This is a genomic window from Variovorax gossypii (genome assembly GCF_003965815.1).
Taxonomy (GTDB): Bacteria; Pseudomonadota; Gammaproteobacteria; order Burkholderiales; family Burkholderiaceae_C; genus Variovorax; species Variovorax gossypii.
The window spans coordinates 60875-78034 of sequence record NZ_RXOE01000012.1; the positions used below are offsets into that span (position 1 = coordinate 60875).

Below are 17160 nucleotides of genomic sequence, written 5' to 3' on the forward strand. Positions count from 1 at the left end.
TAGCCGCGATGGGGCATCGATCCTCTTATTGCGCTGCCTTCCGTCGCCTCCGCGCCTCTGTGTGCATGTTGACCGGCGTTGCGCTGAGGACGCGCTCCACCATCGCCGCAAGGAAGCGGCTAGGCGCCAAATCTTCCGGAGTCTTGTCCTGCAGAACCCTTACCTTTGGGAGTTGCTCAATGTATTGATCTACCTGGGTGACAGGTACCGATGCCGGTGCATCCTCTTCCGCGTCTGCCTCGGGGCCGGGTTCCGGCACACCAGCGGCGGGCGCCTCTTCGCCCGTATCGGGAAGCGCTGCATCGTCGGCATACTCCATCAGGACGAGACAGGTGGCGTGGTACGCATCGTCCTCGCGCCCAAGCTTGGCGAGCAAGTCGAACAACCAATCCGCGACGTAAGGTTCTTTTTGAAGAATGTCGGAGCGAAGTCCGAACACAAAGCCAAGGGCGGCGAGAGGGTGCCTCAGGCGCAGGTTCTTGGCGTCGCCGTAGGACTCCTCGACCCGGTTCGGGGCGTTCTTGCCGTAGGACGAGTCCATGCGCTTGGTTGAAATCAGGAGCTCGGGTCCCGTGACCCAGTCGGTGATGATGACGTCGACCTGCTTGAGGTAGTTCTTGCCAAGAATCGATGCACTGGACGAGGTGACACCTGGGATCGAGCCCTTTCTGATCAGGCGATCTTCTAGTGGCTGCCGCATTGCCTTGGGCAAGTCTTTCAGCAGCTCTGTCACAGCACCTGGAAGGATGCGTGGATGAGCCGGGCGCGGCCAAGCTTGGTCAGCGTCGAAGCCCGCGCGTCGCAGCTCGTAGCTCAGCCACACGTCGAGCGCCAGCGCCGGCACGCCGGACGTGGTGCCGGCTTTGAGGTGCAGCGGCACTCCAAGCAAACGCTCCAAGGTCGCATAGTCGGGCTCGAAGAACAGCTTATCGTTCGGACCTTTGCGCCAAGGGTTGCTGTGTATTTCGTCGGGGGCTGCAAGCGCAACGATGCGATCGAAAAGAACCCATGCTCTCGCTCTTGCGGATTGTTTAACGGCCACTGGCCCCCCTCGTTATGCGACGATGGGCGAATTCTGCCCGTGCTTGCCGGATGCGCTCGATCTGTAAACCTGAAAGGTCACCGACGTCCGCCAGGAGCGCCTGATCCACGAGCGCTACTGCGTCGAGCAGCCTGCCATCGGCAAGCAGGTTGACGACTTGTTGTCTGATGGTGCGAAGCGCTTCTGCACGGGCCAGAACTAACGCGGGCGAGGGCATGGTCCAGACATCGGCCTCCTTGGGCTCGATCTTCAGGATGCCGCCTCCGTAAGCGCGCCCGACCATTTCCGCATGCAGCAGCGTGACTGAGTTCAGGCTCGCCAGCGGCAGGAGCTCGCAGCCGAGTTCCCGGTGCTTGGGTGCGAGGTAGACGCCGTGCACCGAATTGAGGTGCCGAGCCTTCGCTTCATTGGCTGTGAGCCTGGGCGTGTCTGCGTTCATGCAGGTCAGCAACAGGTCCGCAGCGGGGACCAGCGGCACCTGGTACCAGGTCTTGCGCACGCGGCACTTGTAGGCCGTATCGACACCGGTGCGATGACCGTCCGCGATGTACGCAGCGGCCTTGGCCGAAGGTGGCGTGCTCGGGTAGAAGAGGAGGGTGGCCTGCCCCTCTCGACCCAGCTTCGTGAGCATGTCGCTCGAAAGCGAGAGACCCCGCAGGTGTGAGCTCCCCGGCGGCGAGAGGCGCAGCAGTTCCTTGGTGTGCAGGCCGAGCTCCTTGGCCCGCTGGGGCGAGAGCGTGAAGTACTTGTTGTTGCCCGTGACGATGCCAAGGGTGGTGTCTCCCCATGTCTCCAGGCTGGTGAAGAGGCCTTCTTTCAGCAGCTTGTGCAGCGGCTCGACGGCCTCGGGGTCGACGAGGCTGGAGGTCCACTTTGCAGCCGGGTCCGTGGGCGTCCAGGTCTGTCCCACGCCCAGCGAGGCGAGCTCTGCCGCGTTCCTGGCTTGTCGGATGGTGGCGTGGTTGGCCGGGCCCTCAAGGTACCCGTCGGCCAGCAGCAGCACGACATCCGCTTCGGCCTCGGGAAAGACCTGCTCGGCAAAGAGCACGAGCTGCACGTCGCGAAAGCGCTCGAAGAGGAAGCGGCGCACGGGCGCCGCGTAGTTCACCGACAGCAGCTCGGCCGGGAGCACCAGTCCGAGGCGTCCGCCTTGCCCCAGGAACAGGGCAGAGTGGATGGTGAAGGCGGCCCAGCTGGAGGCAAGGCCGGTGAGCGACACGCCGCCTCGCAGGGCGGCCTCGCGCGAGCGCGCACGGGATTCGCCCGAGAAATCCTGGTAGCGGATGTACGGCGGGTTGCCGATGACCGTGTCGTAGACCGGCTCGGGCTCGATCGCGAAGAAGTCGCTCTGCCTCACATTGGCCTGGCCGCCCGCATCAAGCACGCGCTGGCGGGCGACCTTTGCACTGTGGGCATGGATCTCGACACCGTCCACGATGGGCTGTGCATCGGAGCCCGGTGCGAGTTCGCGAAGGCGATCCACGGCTGCGACGAGAAAGGCAGCGTCGCCTGCCGAGGGCTCCATCACGAGGTCGTCTGCCTTTCGGATGGCCCAGTGGGCGATGAACCGGGTGATCTCATCGGGCGTGAAAAAGGCCCCTCGCTCCTTGCGCAGCGCAGGTGTGTCGTCGGGGTGGATGGAGTGCGCGAGAGTCACCGGGGGCATTCTATTTTGCAAAGCGCGCGCACCTTGCTGAGAGGTCTGTCAGGTCGCGGCTTGGAGGCTGGAGACGGGATGCGAGGAGCACTGCCCGCGCTGTGTGGCCATGCACTTGATCCGATCATGTCGCGGGTCAGATCATGCGTGCCCATGCCGCCGCGCTCATGCGCTGCGGACAACGCATGAGGCTGTGGGCGATGGTCTATCGTGTCTTGTTCGATTGGGACACCACACTCCCGGCAAGCGTCCTGGTCACCTTGGATGAGTGAGGATTGTCCAGCGCGCGCGAGGCTCGGTCCTCCGTCTTCGCTCCGGTCTGCGCGGGGCGGCCGCTTTGCCGCAATGCCGAGCCTGCGAGTGAGCGCTGGATGCTACTGGCTGATGCGTTTCCGAGTGTTCTACCGGCGACGGAGGCCACGGTCGGAGATGTCTGCTTGGTGTTCCTGGACATGCTTGCTCCTTCCCTCCACGCGTACGAAATTGCCGGACGCCTGGAGGTCAGCGTCTGGAGCCTGGCATTTTATACAGCACTATGTATGTGTCCAGTATTCAGTACTACGGTTTTGTTCTCCGGGGGGCCTTGCGTTGATGGGGATTCAAAGTGGGTCGACCATTCAGCAACATTCACCACTAGGTGATGCTGACCTTCCGCGCCTCGCTCAGAAATTCCTGTGGACCACTCAAGGAATGCTCTGTCTTCGTTATCATTGATAGAATCATTGACTCTTCGAGGCCGGCGCGGCCTCGCCGCTACTCTTGGGGTCTAGGCAATGACCAGAACTTGGCAAATTTTCGACCAAATCAACGCATTGACAACTTCTGAGGGGTCAAATGTTGATCCAAAGGTTGACGCCTGGCTCTCGGCCTTGATGGAACGCATAGCAGATGCATTCCAAAGCATGGGGGTGAGCGGCCTAGGGGAAGGAGCTCAAGCTGCTCGCCAGGCTTTCGAACGCGTGGACGCCGTGCATCACTTGGATCCAGCTTCACCTGCTTTCGTCGGGGGGCGGCTCGCAGCAGCGGCGGACTTGCTGGGCTATGCGGCGGCCCGCACGGCGAACTCTGAGGCGGAATCGATCGCTGGGCGCAGCCCTTATGCGGGAATACTGAGCGCGCTTGCCAAACACCCGCTTCGCAACGTCGATCTCGCAGCTGAAGTCACCAAGTCGGACGCGGAGATATGTCGCCATCTCAGAAAGCTGCGGGAGCTCGACCTTGTGGCGCCACAGCGTCGCGGGCGTGAAGTCTTCAATGCGCTGACCCCCATTGGCCGGCTCGCGGTCGAACAAGGTGTTCAGCGCGCACAGCGAGTGCCACTGGAACACACCAACGTGATCGACCTTGCTGCCAACCAGGGTTTGCGCCTCAATGCAATCAAACCTGCTGCCAATGTCTCCGGCAGTGAACTGCCTCGCCTGAGTAATTCCGCATGACCTCCAAGGTAACGACGTTCTACTCGTACAAGGGCGGCAGCGGCCGCAGCATGACAATGGCCAACGTCGCCTGGGCGCTGGCCACCAACGGGGAGAAGGTTCTCACCATCGACTGGGACCTTGAGGCGCCGGGGCTGCATCGGTACTTTCATCCATTCCTGGACGATCCCAGTCAGGCCCGCTACCTGGGGCTCGTAGATCACATCTGGCGCTATATCTTGGCCTTGGCGGACCCCGAAAAGGCGGATTCCGCAGGCGAACTCGCCCCGGGAGACGAGCTTGTCCAAGAACTGCAGCTGCCCCTGGAAGGCCCCGGGTGCCTTCATTTCATCGGTGCGGGCCGCCAGGACGACCACTACAGCGACAAGGTCGGCGGGTTGGATTGGAGCAGCTTCTACGGGCGCTTCGGCGGGGAGCGTTTCCTAGATTCGTTCATGGCGTGGGCCAAGGAGCGTTACACACACATTCTTATCGATAGCCGTACCGGAGTGGCAGACACGGCAGGGTTATGCACCACGCAGTTGCCGGATGCACTGGTCATGTGCCTGGTCTACAACCGACAAAGTATCGAGGGAACAGCGGCAGTTGCCCGCTCGATTGTGCGAACAAGAGCGCAGCGCGGGCAGCCTCGCGTGGAAATGATCATAACCCCCTCACGCGTCGAGGATCGCAGCGCCGTGACATCGGCGCGGCGTCATTGCGTCGAGTCGCTTCAAGGCATCTTGCGTTTGCCCACCGCGCGGTTGGCGCACGAACTCAGGCGCTCCGAGATCCGTCATTTTCCTTGGTGCTCGTTCGAGGAAAAGCTTGCGGTCTTTGAGGAAATTCCGGACGACAGCGGCTCGCTGCTGGATGCGATGCACAACCTCGCTGGTCGAATTTCCGAGCGGAAACTGACGGCCGTGGAGTTGGATCCCGCGATCATTTCTTACTTCTGGCGCCGCGCCGCCTTCGATGATCCGCGCCTTGCGGAACTGGAAGCACTCTCGGGCGCACCCAACAGTGAGGTCATCGCCAAGCTAACGCACTGGCTTGATGATGCGCTCGATGAACCTCAGGAGCGCACCGATTGGACCGGCGCGCTCGCGCTGGCCTGCGTTGAACAGGCCAATGCGCTCAACGATACCGATTCGCGCGCTTCGGACTTCTTGAGTGAAAAAGGGTTCGAACTCGCCAAGCGCGCCTATGAACAGGATCGCCGTGGCTACCGCATCCGGTTTGCCGCCGCGCTCCAAGGACGTGCAGATCATCTGCAACGCCTCGGGCGCTACGAAGAAGCGCTGCGGGCGGCTGGCGAGGCAGTAGATATCTACAAGTCCGACGGATCTACAAGCTCCGCATGGCGCCACGCACGCGGATACGAGCGGCTGGCGGAGTTGACACTTGCGTCACGAGGCAATGAAGCAGCGCTTCCGCTCTACCAGAAGATGGTCGAGCTCTTCGACAGATTCGAAGATCTCGATGGGTTGCGCGTACCGGCAGGTTTTCTCGGCGACGCCCTGCGCGCACGTCGTCTCCTGGCGGAGCGCCATGTGCAGGCGGGCGACTACGAGGCCGCCCTGCACGTTCTTGAGCGAGCCATGGCGATCCTGCGCGGGGGGCGCGAAATGCGAAACAGCCGATCCTCCGAAGCCGCCAACGTGCTTGGTCTGTATGCGGAGGTTGCGGCCGTTGTTCACCCCGAGCGCGCTCGCGCGATTGTCGAGGAGGTCAAGTCGCTTGCCGCGCACCTGCTCGATGCGCGTGCCTTGACATCCATCCTCGAGCGACGACTGGCCATCGTCGAGACCGATGCGCTCGTGCGGCGCAATGACTGGAGCGAAGCACTTGCCGTCATCGAAAAGCTTGAGTTCGAAGATTCGCTGCTGTATCACTCCGCAGATGCGCAGTTGCCAGAAACTGCGGAAATGCGCGCACTGGCGCTTCTCAAGCTCGGCCGCGCAACCGAGACAGAGGTGTTGCTATCCCAGCTCATCCAGCAAAGTTCACGCGCACCTTCACCACGCTTGTGCGAGTTGGTGCTCGAGACGATCCGGGCTACAGGCAACCCCCAACTGTTGTATGACCTTGTACTCAAACGCGCTGGCCCTAACCAGGAGCCGCACGAGCCGCAATTGCTGAGGCACATGCTCAGTTCCGCCATGGAGTTCATGCCCGAAGACAGGCACCCGGTGCTGATGTTCCTCCAGGAGACGCTAGAGCGCTCCAGAAGTCGATCACTCTCAACCGGAATGCTTTAACGTGCTGCCCGGAGAACTGTTCGCAACTCTGTGGCAGCTGATCGAAGCGCAAGCGCAGGCGGTGATCCTTACCCCATGGCATGGCCGTGCGGCCGTGGAGTGCACAGAGCTCACCAGATTGATTCGCGCATGCCCGGATCCCGCTGTCCCAGCGGAGGTCCTGGCCTATGTGGAGGGCAAGGCCGTCACGTTCGCAACGACCATTGCCCAGAACAATCGGGATCAACGCGCGTTTGTCGCGATGTGTGCACTTGACGATGCGGCCATGGATATCCACCCTGCACGAAAAACCCGCCTTGCGGGTCGCAGCGTCGCGCTGGGCGGGCTACTCGATGAGATGAAGACACGCCGAACTGTTGAGCATTCTTATGCACACGTGCCCACCATCGGAACCGTGGTCCCCAAAGGTCAGCTGACATCCCGCAGACTGGATGAGGAAAGCGAAACTGCAAACGGCGCAAATTTAGCGTCCCAGTTCGAGCACCTGACGCTGGTTCCGTCTCACACGATCTACAAGATCGATTTTCTCGTTGTCTCGCCCTATCGGTTTGGCCTGTCGGATGCAAAGGCGCAGATCGTCGGCGTTGCGCCGGTGGCCGAGGACGCGAACGACCTGACTTTTCGTGCCAGCGCGCGCATCGGACGAGCGTACCTCGACGCCCGCCCCACAGACCCCGACGCACTTGCGACAAGACTCACGGACGCCGTCGTAAGCCTCCTGGACCAAGGGGCCGGGGTCATCACTCTGCCGGAGCTGGTCTCCAGCGACACGGCGCTGGAGAGCCTGAAGAGGCGGTTGAGCGCCCGCGCTGTCGCCCCAGACAACGCGCTCGTGATCTGCGGCAGCGGCTTGAGCACCGACCCCTGCCCTTCGACCGGACGGCACTTCAATGAGGCCACCGTCATGACAGGCCGCGGCTGGGTCCTCTTTAAGCAGCGCAAGATTCACCCGTTCAACATGACCGCCACGAGGATGGCGGAATGCTCGGTTGCGCGCGATCCTGCGCACGACGACAAAAGCCACATGGAGGACATCGCGGCGTCCACGACTCTTACGGTCTGCGACCTGCCCGACCTTGGCCGCGTGATCGTCACGATTTGCGAGGATTTCGAGCAGGAGGCCCCTGCGGGACAGGTTGCCATTGCTACGCGTCCGGATTGGATTTTCACGCCGGTGCTCGACGTGAGCCAGGAGCCAGGCCGCTGGACTCACCAGCGCAGCATCGAGATTGCCCGCCGAACTCTTTCGCGCATCGTGGTGACGTCCAGCACGACGCTGACGGTACGACGCAAAGGGGTGGCAAAACTCTCCGATGTCTTGCCTGCCGAGGTCGGCGTCAGCATCCTCTATGACGGCTACGCAGGACGCAAGGTCAAGCGCATAGAACCCAGCGCTGACGGCGGTACGCCTCAGGCAGTGAGTGTGCAATGGGATCCGCAAAACTGGGCGGGTGACGACGTCCAGTTCCGCTTCTAAGTGGACCGTAAATTCAGGGGCCAAATGACATTGATCGGGCGAGTAGGAAAAGTTAAGCAACTTTGAATCACCAACCGGATTGCAGAAGCTCGGTTGTTGTGCAAGTGCTTGATCTTCTTGGGGTGACAGGGCGTCGAGATTTGAATCCCCACAGTTGGCCAGCAGTCGAAGCGATTGACCGTATCCGTCTGTTACGGTAGCTTGCGCTTCACCTCTTCGTTGACCGATTCCCCGGTAGTCGCATCTGCAATGGCTGTCCTGATTCTTGCGTTGAGCACCTGCGTCGCCCGGATGACCTCGGGCGAGCGTCGATTGGCGGAGCGGCTGCAGCAGAAGCCAACGAAGACTACCTACTGTGGTTCGATGTTCCGATCGGTCCCAAGCAGCGCCACCCTGACTTCGTCGTGCTGCACCCCAGTCGCGGCTTGCTGATCCTGGAGGCCAAGGATTGGCGTCTGGACACCATCCAGCAGGCCAGTCGCGGCGATTGGTCGATCGTGCCCGACGGTGTTCCGAAGAGTGTTTCCAACCCGATCGAGCAGGCCCGGCATCAGGCGCTGCAGGTGGTCGACGCCCTCAAGCGCGATCCGCAGCTGATCCAGCATGAGGGCAAATGGAAAGGCATGCTCACCTTTCCATGGAGTTACTGTGTTGTCTTCACCCGGATCACGCGCAAGCAGTTCGACGCGGCGGGGCTCGGGAGCGCGATCGAACCCAATTGCGTGGTCTGTTCCGACGAGATGCTGGAGGATGCCGAGCCGGAGTCTTTTCAGGGCAGGCTCTGGGACATGTTCCCGGTGCTGATGCGCGGCACGCTTTCGCTGCCGTAGATCGATCGGGTGCGATGGAATCTGTTTCCCGAGGTGCGGGTGCCGCAGCAGGGCGCGCTCTTCGACGATGCGGATGAAAAGGCCACGGTCCCTGATCTTCTGCGCGTGATGGACCTGCAGCAGGAGCAACTCGCGCGCAGTCTGGGCGACGGCCACCGGGTGATCTACGGTGTGGCGGGCTCCGGCAAGACCATGATCCTGGGGTACCGCGCCGAGTACCTGGCCAAGGCCACCGCGGACGCGCACAAGCCCGTGCTCGTGCTTTGCTACAACGAACCGCTGGCGATCAAGCTGCAGGCGACGATGCTGGTCAAGGGGCTGGCCGACCGTGTCCAGGTGCGGCATTTCCACAAATGGTGCCGAGACCGGCTCGTGGCGCTCGGCCAGCCGCTGCCGTCCAACGACCTTGCCGTGGGCGCCAAGATGGAGCAGATGGTGCGCAACGTCATCAATGGCGTGGATCGCAAGATGATTCCGTCGGGCCAATACTTGGCGGTGCTGATCGACGAAGGCCACGACTTCGCGCCCGAGTGGCTCAAGCTGGTCACCCAGATGGTTGACCCTGCGACCAACAGCCTACTGCTGCTGTACGACGATGCCCACAGCATCTACGACAAGCGCAGCGGCAAGCCCTTCAGTTTCAAGAGCGTCGGTGTGCAGGCGCAGGGTCGCACGACCATCCTGAGGATCAACTACCGCAACACTCGTCAGATCCTGCAGACAGACGGCAAGCGCGATGGCCACCGAGCTGCTTCGGCCTCAGGAGAAGGACGACGATGGCGTTCCGCTCGTTCAGCCGGTGAGTTGCGGCAGGGAAGGGCCGGAGCCGATCGTCATCGAACTGCCGAACACCCGTGCGCAGGCCGACCGGATCGCGGGGCTCATGGCGAGCGCGCACAAGACAGTGAACAAGACCCATCTGCTGATCGATCTGCAGAACCGGCACCCAGTGCCGGAGGATGTCGCATCATGGATGGGCGCGAATGGTGAGGCTTGGGTCTCGTCTACGGCGAACGCGAGGTGGACCTGATTGCGCCATACATGGAGCTCGGTGAGCGGGAGACGATCGAGCCTCTGGCACTCGGGCCTATGCCTTAGCTCATTTGCTCGCGAGTGCCTGGCACGAGGGGGCCACCCGCTGCTGTGGGTTGGGCAAGGAAGAAGGGTGCCGCACGGCTTCAAATGGGACGGCTATGAGCAGGGCACTGTGCGACATGTATGCCCGCGCCGTTCCTGTGCTCCAGCTACTATCAACTGGGAGAAAAACACCGATACGAGAGAGAAGCTAATGGGCGAGTTTTCTGAAAAAGTCAGGCGAGGCAAGGTGCCCGGGCCAAGGAGGCAGACATTCACGGTTGAAGCCTGGAGGAAGGCTCGCGACGAGTTCTCCTCGGAAGATAGTGCGGACATCGCCTTGTATGTCTCCGGACAGCATATCCACTCGAAACTTGGGGCTATTCGCAAGGCCATCAAGCAGTCCTCGCTTTCGCATCTTTCGACCCAGACGCAGGTTAAGGCACTCGTTGCTGCCGCCAACCACCAGTTCGAAGCGCTCCAGCTTCAGATAAAGAAGCGATCTGCGGAAGCTGCTGGAGAAAACATCTCCGGAGAGATTCGTATTGGTGACCTCGCGGCGACTCAGATCAGATTGGCCGATGGCAGCAGCTACAACGCGGATGCGGCGCTCGGCAGCATGCTCGATGGTATCGCTATACCTGTCAAAGTCGCCTTAGCAGGGCTGCCAAGGATCGCCGATGACAGTTTTGCCGACGTCAATTGGAACGACGTGCGATTGGAAATCAATCTTGGGGCTCTATACGATCAAGCGGAGAACCTATGGGAGGATTGCGTGTGGAACACGTATATCGTTAACGGCGAAGGCAACAAGATGCTCGCGATTCCTATGGATATCGACGCAAAGCGCGGCACGCGTGCAGCAGCGGCAAGAAGATTCGCGCTCGGCATCGAATCGACTTCCTACGCCGTCCGGGTTATCCAGCAGTCGCAGGATCAAGGGCTGACGCCAAAAATTAAAGAAGTCCAGGCCATCCTGATCGACGGTGATCAACAGCGCATCCAGCTTGGGCCGGGTAAAGCAGACTCGCACAATCACGCATTGCTTCTTGCGTTGAGAACGATGGCATGCCCGCCGTACTACGACTCCTTGCTCAGCGAGTCTCAGCCGCAGCTGGCTGGCGCATCACTGTCCCAACTCTTTGATGGCTGGATGGTGATCGCGCAGGCCGCAAGTCAGTTGTGGGAAATGACATCGTTAGCGCAGAAGACCGATTCGCCAGTGGATCCAGAAGCGCTGAGCGACATGCGCGAGTACGTCCCGTTCTTCACAAAAGAAGCACTGACAGCCGCCGTGCACGAGGCTACAGGCATACCCGTCCCCGGTGCGCAGGCTATCGTCGAATTCCTTACCTTCGTTGGTAAAGGTCAACAGGAATTCTGGACACAGCCATTAGTGTCGGCGGGCGACCCGTCGAAGCTATATCCGGTTTTTGGAGCGATTGCTGCGCCGCCAAACCTGCGCTTTGCTCTTGAGCGCTGGATGGCGCAGCTTAAGGTCAAGCTTGAAGACCGTGGACCTGCGTTTGAGCAACATCTGCGCACAAGCCTCGTAAACGCCGTAGCGACCTCGCCAATGCTTTCCAGAGTTGCTAAGGTTGTCCCTTGCGACTACACATTCCGATGTACCGACAAGACTTTTGCGCAAATTGATGCACTGTTTTGCGTTGGTTCGCGGGTCTTCGTTTTAGAAGCCAAGTGCATCCTTGAACCGACCGAGTCGACATCCATCGGTACTCACCGGGCCGCCATCGAGCATGCCGTCGAGCAAGTGAAGATGCGCGTCGCACTCATCGAGGCGCATCGCGAAGAGTTCATCGTAGATATGAAGCAGTTTGGTTGGAACCTGCCCCAGGACTTCGATGTCAAGCCCTTAGTTGCGACGAGCACCGTTGCGCAAGTTGGTGTGCCACTGGGCGGTGTTCCCATCGTTGATGAACTTGTTCTCGAAGGGTTCTTCAAAGGGGGTTACGAGTACGTCGGCCTGAACACAGACGACTTCTCCATCTCGGAGCGCATCCGTCGGCCCTTTTACTCCGACGCTGGCGAAGCGCAGGCGAATGCAGCGCGCTATTTCGAGCATCCCCCTCAGTTGAAGCAGTACAGCGACGCGCTGCATTTGCGGCCGGTGCGGATGTACGCGGCGTCGAAAGACGACTGGTTCGGCACGATGGTCGATTTTGACTAGGGCTAGTGAGGTGCGGGAGGTGACACGCTCCGCCTTGTCGATGTCACCTGATGCCGTTGATAGTGCGGTCGGGACGGACCATGGGCACGACCGTGCAATTGACACCTTCACACCGAACGCGTCTCAATCACTCCCGGCGATATTGTTAGATGGACGCGCGCACTTGCGGACTAACCAGCCTCGGCCGGTTGGGCACTGGGCTACACCCCTCAACGCGCAGCACCGCTACGAAATCGCTGCAACGGCTGGCGGTGTCGCGCACTGTGTCGTGGTCTTTGCGCAGATCACGCAGACTTATGCGCCTGGTTCCTATAACTGGCGCCACGCCACAGACGCCGATGCGGCCTACACGGTCGCCCCGGCCGGCTGGCGGTCACACCTTCCTTCGGCGCTGCGGTCGATACGCGACGGCTACGAGGCTGAATTTCGAGCAGCTCTTCGTGGGTGTATCAAGCCAATTTGAACTAGGCGCTTCTGCCAAATTCACCGGTGTGGGGGAGTTCAATTTCAGGCCTCACGCGGTTGTGCCTAATCAAGATGTTGAAATTTATGCGCGTGGTTCGGGAACGATGTTTTCAATGCTGCCGGTGTCACTGAAGGCTAGCCTGATAGTTAAGGCGCCCTGAATTTCCCGCTGCAGTGCGACAATGATTTCTAAGATGTGTGGCTCTACCAGTTCTCGCTCATACAGAGCCTGACGGTGAGCAAAAAGAATCGTATCTGTATGCGACTCGACATTGCTGATTTCGTGGAGGTCGGCGAGCATTGGTCGGCGATCCGTTCGAGTCTCCACTGTACGAGGTAAGTTGGATGTCACTAGCACCGGACAGTTAACTTCACGAGCAAGTTTTTTAAGCTCTCTGCAAATCTCTCCGGCGTCAGTGCGGTCATTGCCAAGCAGATGCTGAAGCGAATCCACTATGACGACTCCAACACCACCCCATAGCTTGGCTCGCTTTCGAGCCTCGGCTTGCAATTCATAAACCGACGTGGATGGTTCATCGAGAATGTAGATGGACGCTTTATAGAGCCGCTCCACGGCTCTAGTCAGACCAACCCATCCTGCGTCTGTCAACTGGCCCGCACGCATATGGAGGGCAGGGATTTTTCCAATCGTGCTAATGAGTCGTTCTGTTGTTTTCTTAGCGGAGGTTGCCGGTGAAAAGAGTACGACAGGAAGGCTCTCCACCGTGGCGACGTGCTGAGCAACTTCAAGAGCGAATGCGGTCTTCCCGTGTAAGGGGCGTCCTGCCAAGAGCGTGAGCGTCCCTGGTTGCAGCCCGTCAATAACGCGATCCAGATCTAGAAAGCCGGTCCGCACTCCAGTCACTTCTTGGAAGCTCTTGTCGGCTGCATCAACGACTCGGTCGAGCAATTCCGCGACCAACTGATCGACACCAAAACCGCGGGCGCTGCCTTCTTCTGCAAGTGACGTTTCACTCACTTTCGGCGAAGTCTCCATAGCCCGAACTACTTGGTCGATAACGTAGTTCAATCCTTTGGAAGTGGGCGCCGCGAGCTTGTCTGCAAGCGGAGGGGAGTATTTTGTAATGTCCTCCCTGCTTACTTGGTGCCAGACCGGAAGGATGACCTTCTGCGATCCGTCTTCACGAGCCACCAGGCCATCAAGCTCCTTTTGAGGCCATTCTTTGCGCAGGAAGTTGGGACTGAGAACCAAAAGTCCATATCGTGACTCCGCCAAGCCGCGATCAATGCCTCTACGAAGGCTGTCTCCCAGCTTTAGCTCCATTTCGTCAATCCAGACGCGTAATCCGCGATCACGAAGGCCTTCAGCAAGCGGTCGCGCTACATCATCTTTGTCTTCGCTTGCGTGGCTGATAAACACGTCGTACTTCATAGCGGCAGTCTAGTCGGTCACAGTCGGTCGTTCAGGCTCATTTTCTTGTAACTTGCCGAGGTTTCCTTCGCCGTCACCGCGCGCCAGTGAAGGGCAACTTGGTGCTTCTCGGGCGACCCTATTTGCGGTTCGGATCGATGCTAGTCCAACTGCCCTGGCTTGCCGGCTTGCAGGACAACGGCACTGGGGTGCTGAACAACTTGGGTTGTCTCGGGTTGCCCCGGGTGAGTACCGGACCGAGACAGACCGCATCGAGACGAGCTTGGGGGCGGTATTACTGTGGTCTTGAACTGGCAGCCGCCACGAAGCGCGTCCGATGATGCTGGGGGGACCTGATCTGTGCGCGCGACGGCGTGGTGCTCGAGGTGAAATCGATGTTTCTTGGGCGGTCACGGCGCGAGACTTGGCAGTATGCCAGCACCACTTTATGCAAAGCGACTGCGGGTGCGATCGGTGCTCACAGAGGGCGCGACGATGACCGTCTCCAGTGAGACGTTTGGCGCAGCGGAAGCGCCACTTGTGCAGCGTCCAGGAGTGGCGGCGGCTGCGGCCGACATTCAGGGCTGGATCGTCAACACGTCGATCGAGTGCGATCACAAGTACTCCCGCAGCTTCTGGAAACTGTCGCTCGAAGAGGTTCTGATCGCTCCGCTCGACGACGTCCGGTTGCTGCACGAGCCGCTCGGGGGGGCACGTTCCGTGCCGGTTCGCTAGGCCGGCGCGTCGGACAGCCTCTACCCGCAGGGATTTTCTGAAGACCGGTTCCCCGAGGTCATCGAAACCCAGGCAATCTGGGCGGAGATCTGAGTAGTGCGCCCCTGAAGGCGGGGCGTAAAGTGAGCGGCATCAAGGATCGGCCTGTGGGGTTCGGTGGGGCTGCGGCGGAATGCACGGCTCAGGATCACTCGCACTTCCGGGTTCGGCGCGCCGCGTATGCTGTCGCGTCCATGACGACGGAAGAATTTTGTGCCTCCCCGATCGGTACGCATGGGAACGTGTTGCTGAACTGGCGCGCCAGCGCACCCGAAGATGTGCTCGCCTATGCTGAGGCCTATCGCAATGCTGCGCATGGCCTGATCGACGCGCTGGAGCAATCTGGTGAGACCAGCCAGACCGACCACACCGCCTGCCCGGCCGTCTTTCTCTATCGGCATGCCATCGAGCTGTACCTTAAGGCGATGTTGCATCGCATTGCGAAGATGAGCGTGGACGACCAGGCGCTGCGCCAGTTGCTGCCGAGACTGTGGCGTGAGCATTCGTTGGCGAAGCTGTTGGACATGGCGCAGCCCGTGCTTGCTGCAATGCGCGAGAGGCTGCCGTTGGCGCTGCGCGTCTTTGATGAGGAAGAACTGCAGTTCCTCTTTGAGTTGGACCGCATCGATCCCGGCTCATATGCTTTCCGCTACCCCGTCGCCTCGACCGGAGGGCCGTCGATGCCGAGCGGCTTGCGCATGAATGTCTTCGCCTTCGCTCGGATGGCAGATCGAACGCTCGATGCGCTTCAGGCCAGGTGCCTGCATTTCATGGAGCAGGTCCGCTCGCTCGAGCCGCAGATGCGTTTGAGCCTCAGTGCCATGCGCCCCTGAGGGAGGGAGTGGCCGCGCACCTGCAAGTCAAGCGTGCGCGACTGAGCCTGTGCTCACCTGTGTGACGAAGACGGACTGTTTCCGTTGCTCGGCAAACTCGGCTTGGAATTCATGGAACCGGCGTTATCTTGGAGAGTCGGAGCAGTGACTCGCATGGCGAGGTGCCAAGAAGAATGGCGGGCGGAACCACCCGAAACTCGAAGATCTGGATCCTTGTGCGCGATGGCTGCGAAGCAGCCGTTCGAAGCGGTTCCTTCGGGGTGATATCGATCATGAACGTGGCGTAGCTGGTCGATGCTGGCTTCGCGATCGTAGGTCTGGAGAATTGAATCGCAGAAAGGAAAGAGAAATGCGTCTGTTGATCGCCTTGATTTTGCCGTGGCTGGCGTTCTTCACCATTGGTCGGCCGATCGCCGCCGTCATCTGCTTGATTCTCCAGCTCACCTTGATTGGATGGCTGCCGGCGACGATATGGGCAGTGTACGCGTTGGGCCAGTACAAGACCGACAAGAAGATCGAAAAGGCGCTCAGCCAAAGGGTGTGAGGGAGGCGGGTGGCGTCGGAAGTCAATCTCAATGCTGTCCGCACATGTTCTTGATGATTGGCCGGCATCGCAGATAGAGGATTCCATCTTGAGGCGGCCCATCTACCTAGTTATGGTGCGTACACAGCCCTGATGAGTTGGCGCGGTGCTATCAGGCTTTGTTGTACGGATCAACATGCAGGGGGATGTCCTCATTCCTCGAGGAGCTGATAAGGCCGGATTTCCAAGGCCAAGGCGAGACGCTCAAGGTTGTCGAGAGAAATGTTGCGAGCTTGACGTTCAACGTGAGCGACAAAGGTCCGATGCAACCCCGCCTCGAAAGCCAGCGCTTCTTGCGACCACCCCCTCAATCCGCGTAGCCGGATCAAATTCAGCGCGAGCACTTCCCGCGCCGACGCTGCGGGGTGCTTCAAAGAATTCCTGGGGCCAGCCACGCAGGAAGTCTTCGAGAAAGATGCTTTTAAGTCAGCCGTGTTTGAGTCACAATTCGCGAGCTGTGTGCATCTGCGAAGAGCTTGCGTTCATGCGAACTTCTCGGCTTCCATCTCCGTTTCCCACCGCCCGATCGCCCAGGTTGCCGGCATCAATCTCGCGCGTGCGTCCCAAAAAATCGTTGCAGCCTGTGCGCAGTTCGTCGGTGTCGCGCATCGGCGCACAGGTGAGGGCGCTGCGCATGGCGGAGGGAGCATCTGCTGGCCAACTGGCTGCGGCGTCTGGGATTTCAGCGTCGATGCTCTCACGCATCGAGCGTGGGTTGGTCTCGCCTTCGGTGGAGACGCTGGAGCGGCTCGCGCAGGGGCTGCACGTGCCGGTGTCGCGTTTCTTCGGCGACCAGGCCCGGCGCACGGACTTCTGCCACGTGCGGGCAGGGCAGGGACTCGTGGTCGACCGCATCGGCGCCGTGGCGGGTTACCGCTACGAGTTGCTGGGGCATTCGCTGTCCGGCAACCTGTTCGTGGAGCCGTACTTGGTGACGCTGCAGCCGGAGGCCGGGCCGTACGCGACTTTCCAGCATCCGGGGCTCAAGTTCCTGTACTTTCTGTCAGGGTCGGTCACCTATCGCTACGGCGCGAAGGTGGTCGAGGTGGGGGCAGGGGACACGCTGCTGTTCGACGCCACGGCGTTGCATGGCATCGAGGCCATCCATTCGGGGCCGGTGTCGTACCTCTCGGTGGTTTCCACGCTGAGGGAGTAGGGGCGGGCGCCGGGCTGTCCCGTCCTGCAGGAG

Annotated in this window: 15 protein-coding genes; 10 read left to right on the forward strand and 5 right to left on the reverse strand. The window is 60.5% G+C overall.

The features are described from left to right. Positions 1 to 25: 25 nt before the first annotated feature. Both EJP69_RS28655 and EJP69_RS28660 read right to left on the reverse strand, forming a co-directional pair. Positions 26 to 1042 (reverse strand): hypothetical protein, encoded by a 1017-nt coding sequence (locus EJP69_RS28655; RefSeq protein ID WP_126473761.1) that lies wholly within the window; start codon positions 1040 to 1042, stop codon positions 26 to 28. Further along, positions 1032 to 2699, reverse strand: coding sequence for an HsdM family class I SAM-dependent methyltransferase (locus EJP69_RS28660; protein ID WP_206169395.1), 1668 nt, complete (start codon positions 2697 to 2699; stop codon positions 1032 to 1034). Before EJP69_RS28660 ends, EJP69_RS28655 begins: the two co-directional genes overlap by 11 nt. A gap of 773 nt (positions 2700 to 3472) precedes the next feature. On the opposite strand from EJP69_RS28660, the gene EJP69_RS28670 reads away from it, so the two are divergent. From EJP69_RS28670 to EJP69_RS28690, 6 genes are all read left to right on the forward strand, one after another. Then, entirely contained in the window at positions 3473 to 4135 is a 663-nt protein-coding gene (locus tag EJP69_RS28670; RefSeq protein WP_126473773.1) for a helix-turn-helix domain-containing protein, read from the forward strand. Next, complete coding sequence (locus tag EJP69_RS28675) at positions 4132 to 6375, forward strand: KGGVGR-motif variant AAA ATPase (RefSeq protein ID WP_126473775.1); 2244 nt, start codon at positions 4132 to 4134, stop codon at positions 6373 to 6375. Before EJP69_RS28670 ends, EJP69_RS28675 begins: the two co-directional genes overlap by 4 nt. Position 6376: 1 nt before the next feature. Continuing rightward, entirely contained in the window at positions 6377 to 7852 is a 1476-nt protein-coding gene (locus tag EJP69_RS28680; RefSeq protein ID WP_126473777.1) for a carbon-nitrogen hydrolase family protein, read from the forward strand. Positions 7853 to 8223: 371 nt separating this feature from the next. Then, complete coding sequence (locus EJP69_RS30125) at positions 8224 to 8682, forward strand: nuclease-related domain-containing protein (protein ID WP_420824239.1); 459 nt, start codon at positions 8224 to 8226, stop codon at positions 8680 to 8682. A gap of 9 nt (positions 8683 to 8691) precedes the next feature. Next, positions 8692 to 9672, forward strand: coding sequence for a UvrD-helicase domain-containing protein (locus EJP69_RS30130; protein WP_420824237.1), 981 nt, complete (start codon positions 8692 to 8694; stop codon positions 9670 to 9672). A 175-nt stretch (positions 9673 to 9847) separates the two neighbouring features. Further along, positions 9848 to 11944, forward strand: coding sequence for a hypothetical protein (locus EJP69_RS28690; protein ID WP_126473779.1), 2097 nt, complete (start codon positions 9848 to 9850; stop codon positions 11942 to 11944). 547 nt (positions 11945 to 12491) lie between these two features. On the opposite strand, the gene EJP69_RS28695 is transcribed toward EJP69_RS28690, so the two are convergent. Then, entirely contained in the window at positions 12492 to 13802 is a 1311-nt protein-coding gene (locus EJP69_RS28695; RefSeq protein WP_126473781.1) for a DnaB-like helicase C-terminal domain-containing protein, read from the reverse strand. A 474-nt stretch (positions 13803 to 14276) separates the two neighbouring features. On the opposite strand from EJP69_RS28695, the gene EJP69_RS28700 reads away from it, so the two are divergent. The 3 genes from EJP69_RS28700 (at position 14277) to EJP69_RS28710 (ending at position 15932) form a co-directional block, all read left to right on the forward strand. Continuing rightward, entirely contained in the window at positions 14277 to 14516 is a 240-nt protein-coding gene (locus tag EJP69_RS28700; RefSeq protein WP_126473783.1) for a hypothetical protein, read from the forward strand. Between the two features lie 233 nt (positions 14517 to 14749). Further along, entirely contained in the window at positions 14750 to 15388 is a 639-nt protein-coding gene (locus EJP69_RS28705; RefSeq protein WP_126473785.1) for a hypothetical protein, read from the forward strand. Between the two features lie 349 nt (positions 15389 to 15737). After that, positions 15738 to 15932, forward strand: coding sequence for a YqaE/Pmp3 family membrane protein (locus EJP69_RS28710; protein ID WP_126473787.1), 195 nt, complete (start codon positions 15738 to 15740; stop codon positions 15930 to 15932). Positions 15933 to 16123: 191 nt separating this feature from the next. Here EJP69_RS28710 and EJP69_RS28715 read toward each other — a convergent pair whose 3' ends face one another. Both EJP69_RS28715 and EJP69_RS29590 read right to left on the reverse strand, forming a co-directional pair. Beyond that, a complete protein-coding gene (locus EJP69_RS28715; protein WP_240652320.1) occupies positions 16124 to 16345 on the reverse strand; it encodes a helix-turn-helix domain-containing protein in 222 nt (73 codons plus the stop codon). 67 nt (positions 16346 to 16412) lie between these two features. After that, positions 16413 to 16607 carry a hypothetical protein gene (locus EJP69_RS29590; RefSeq protein WP_170217250.1) on the reverse strand — a complete coding sequence of 65 codons (195 nt, stop codon included), beginning with the start codon at positions 16605 to 16607 and terminating at the stop codon, positions 16413 to 16415. Between EJP69_RS29590 and EJP69_RS28720 the strand changes: the two genes are divergently transcribed. Continuing rightward, positions 16606 to 17127 carry a helix-turn-helix domain-containing protein gene (locus tag EJP69_RS28720; protein WP_240652327.1) on the forward strand — a complete coding sequence of 174 codons (522 nt, stop codon included), beginning with the start codon at positions 16606 to 16608 and terminating at the stop codon, positions 17125 to 17127. The genes EJP69_RS29590 and EJP69_RS28720 overlap by 2 nt on opposite strands. Positions 17128 to 17160 lie beyond the last annotated feature (33 nt).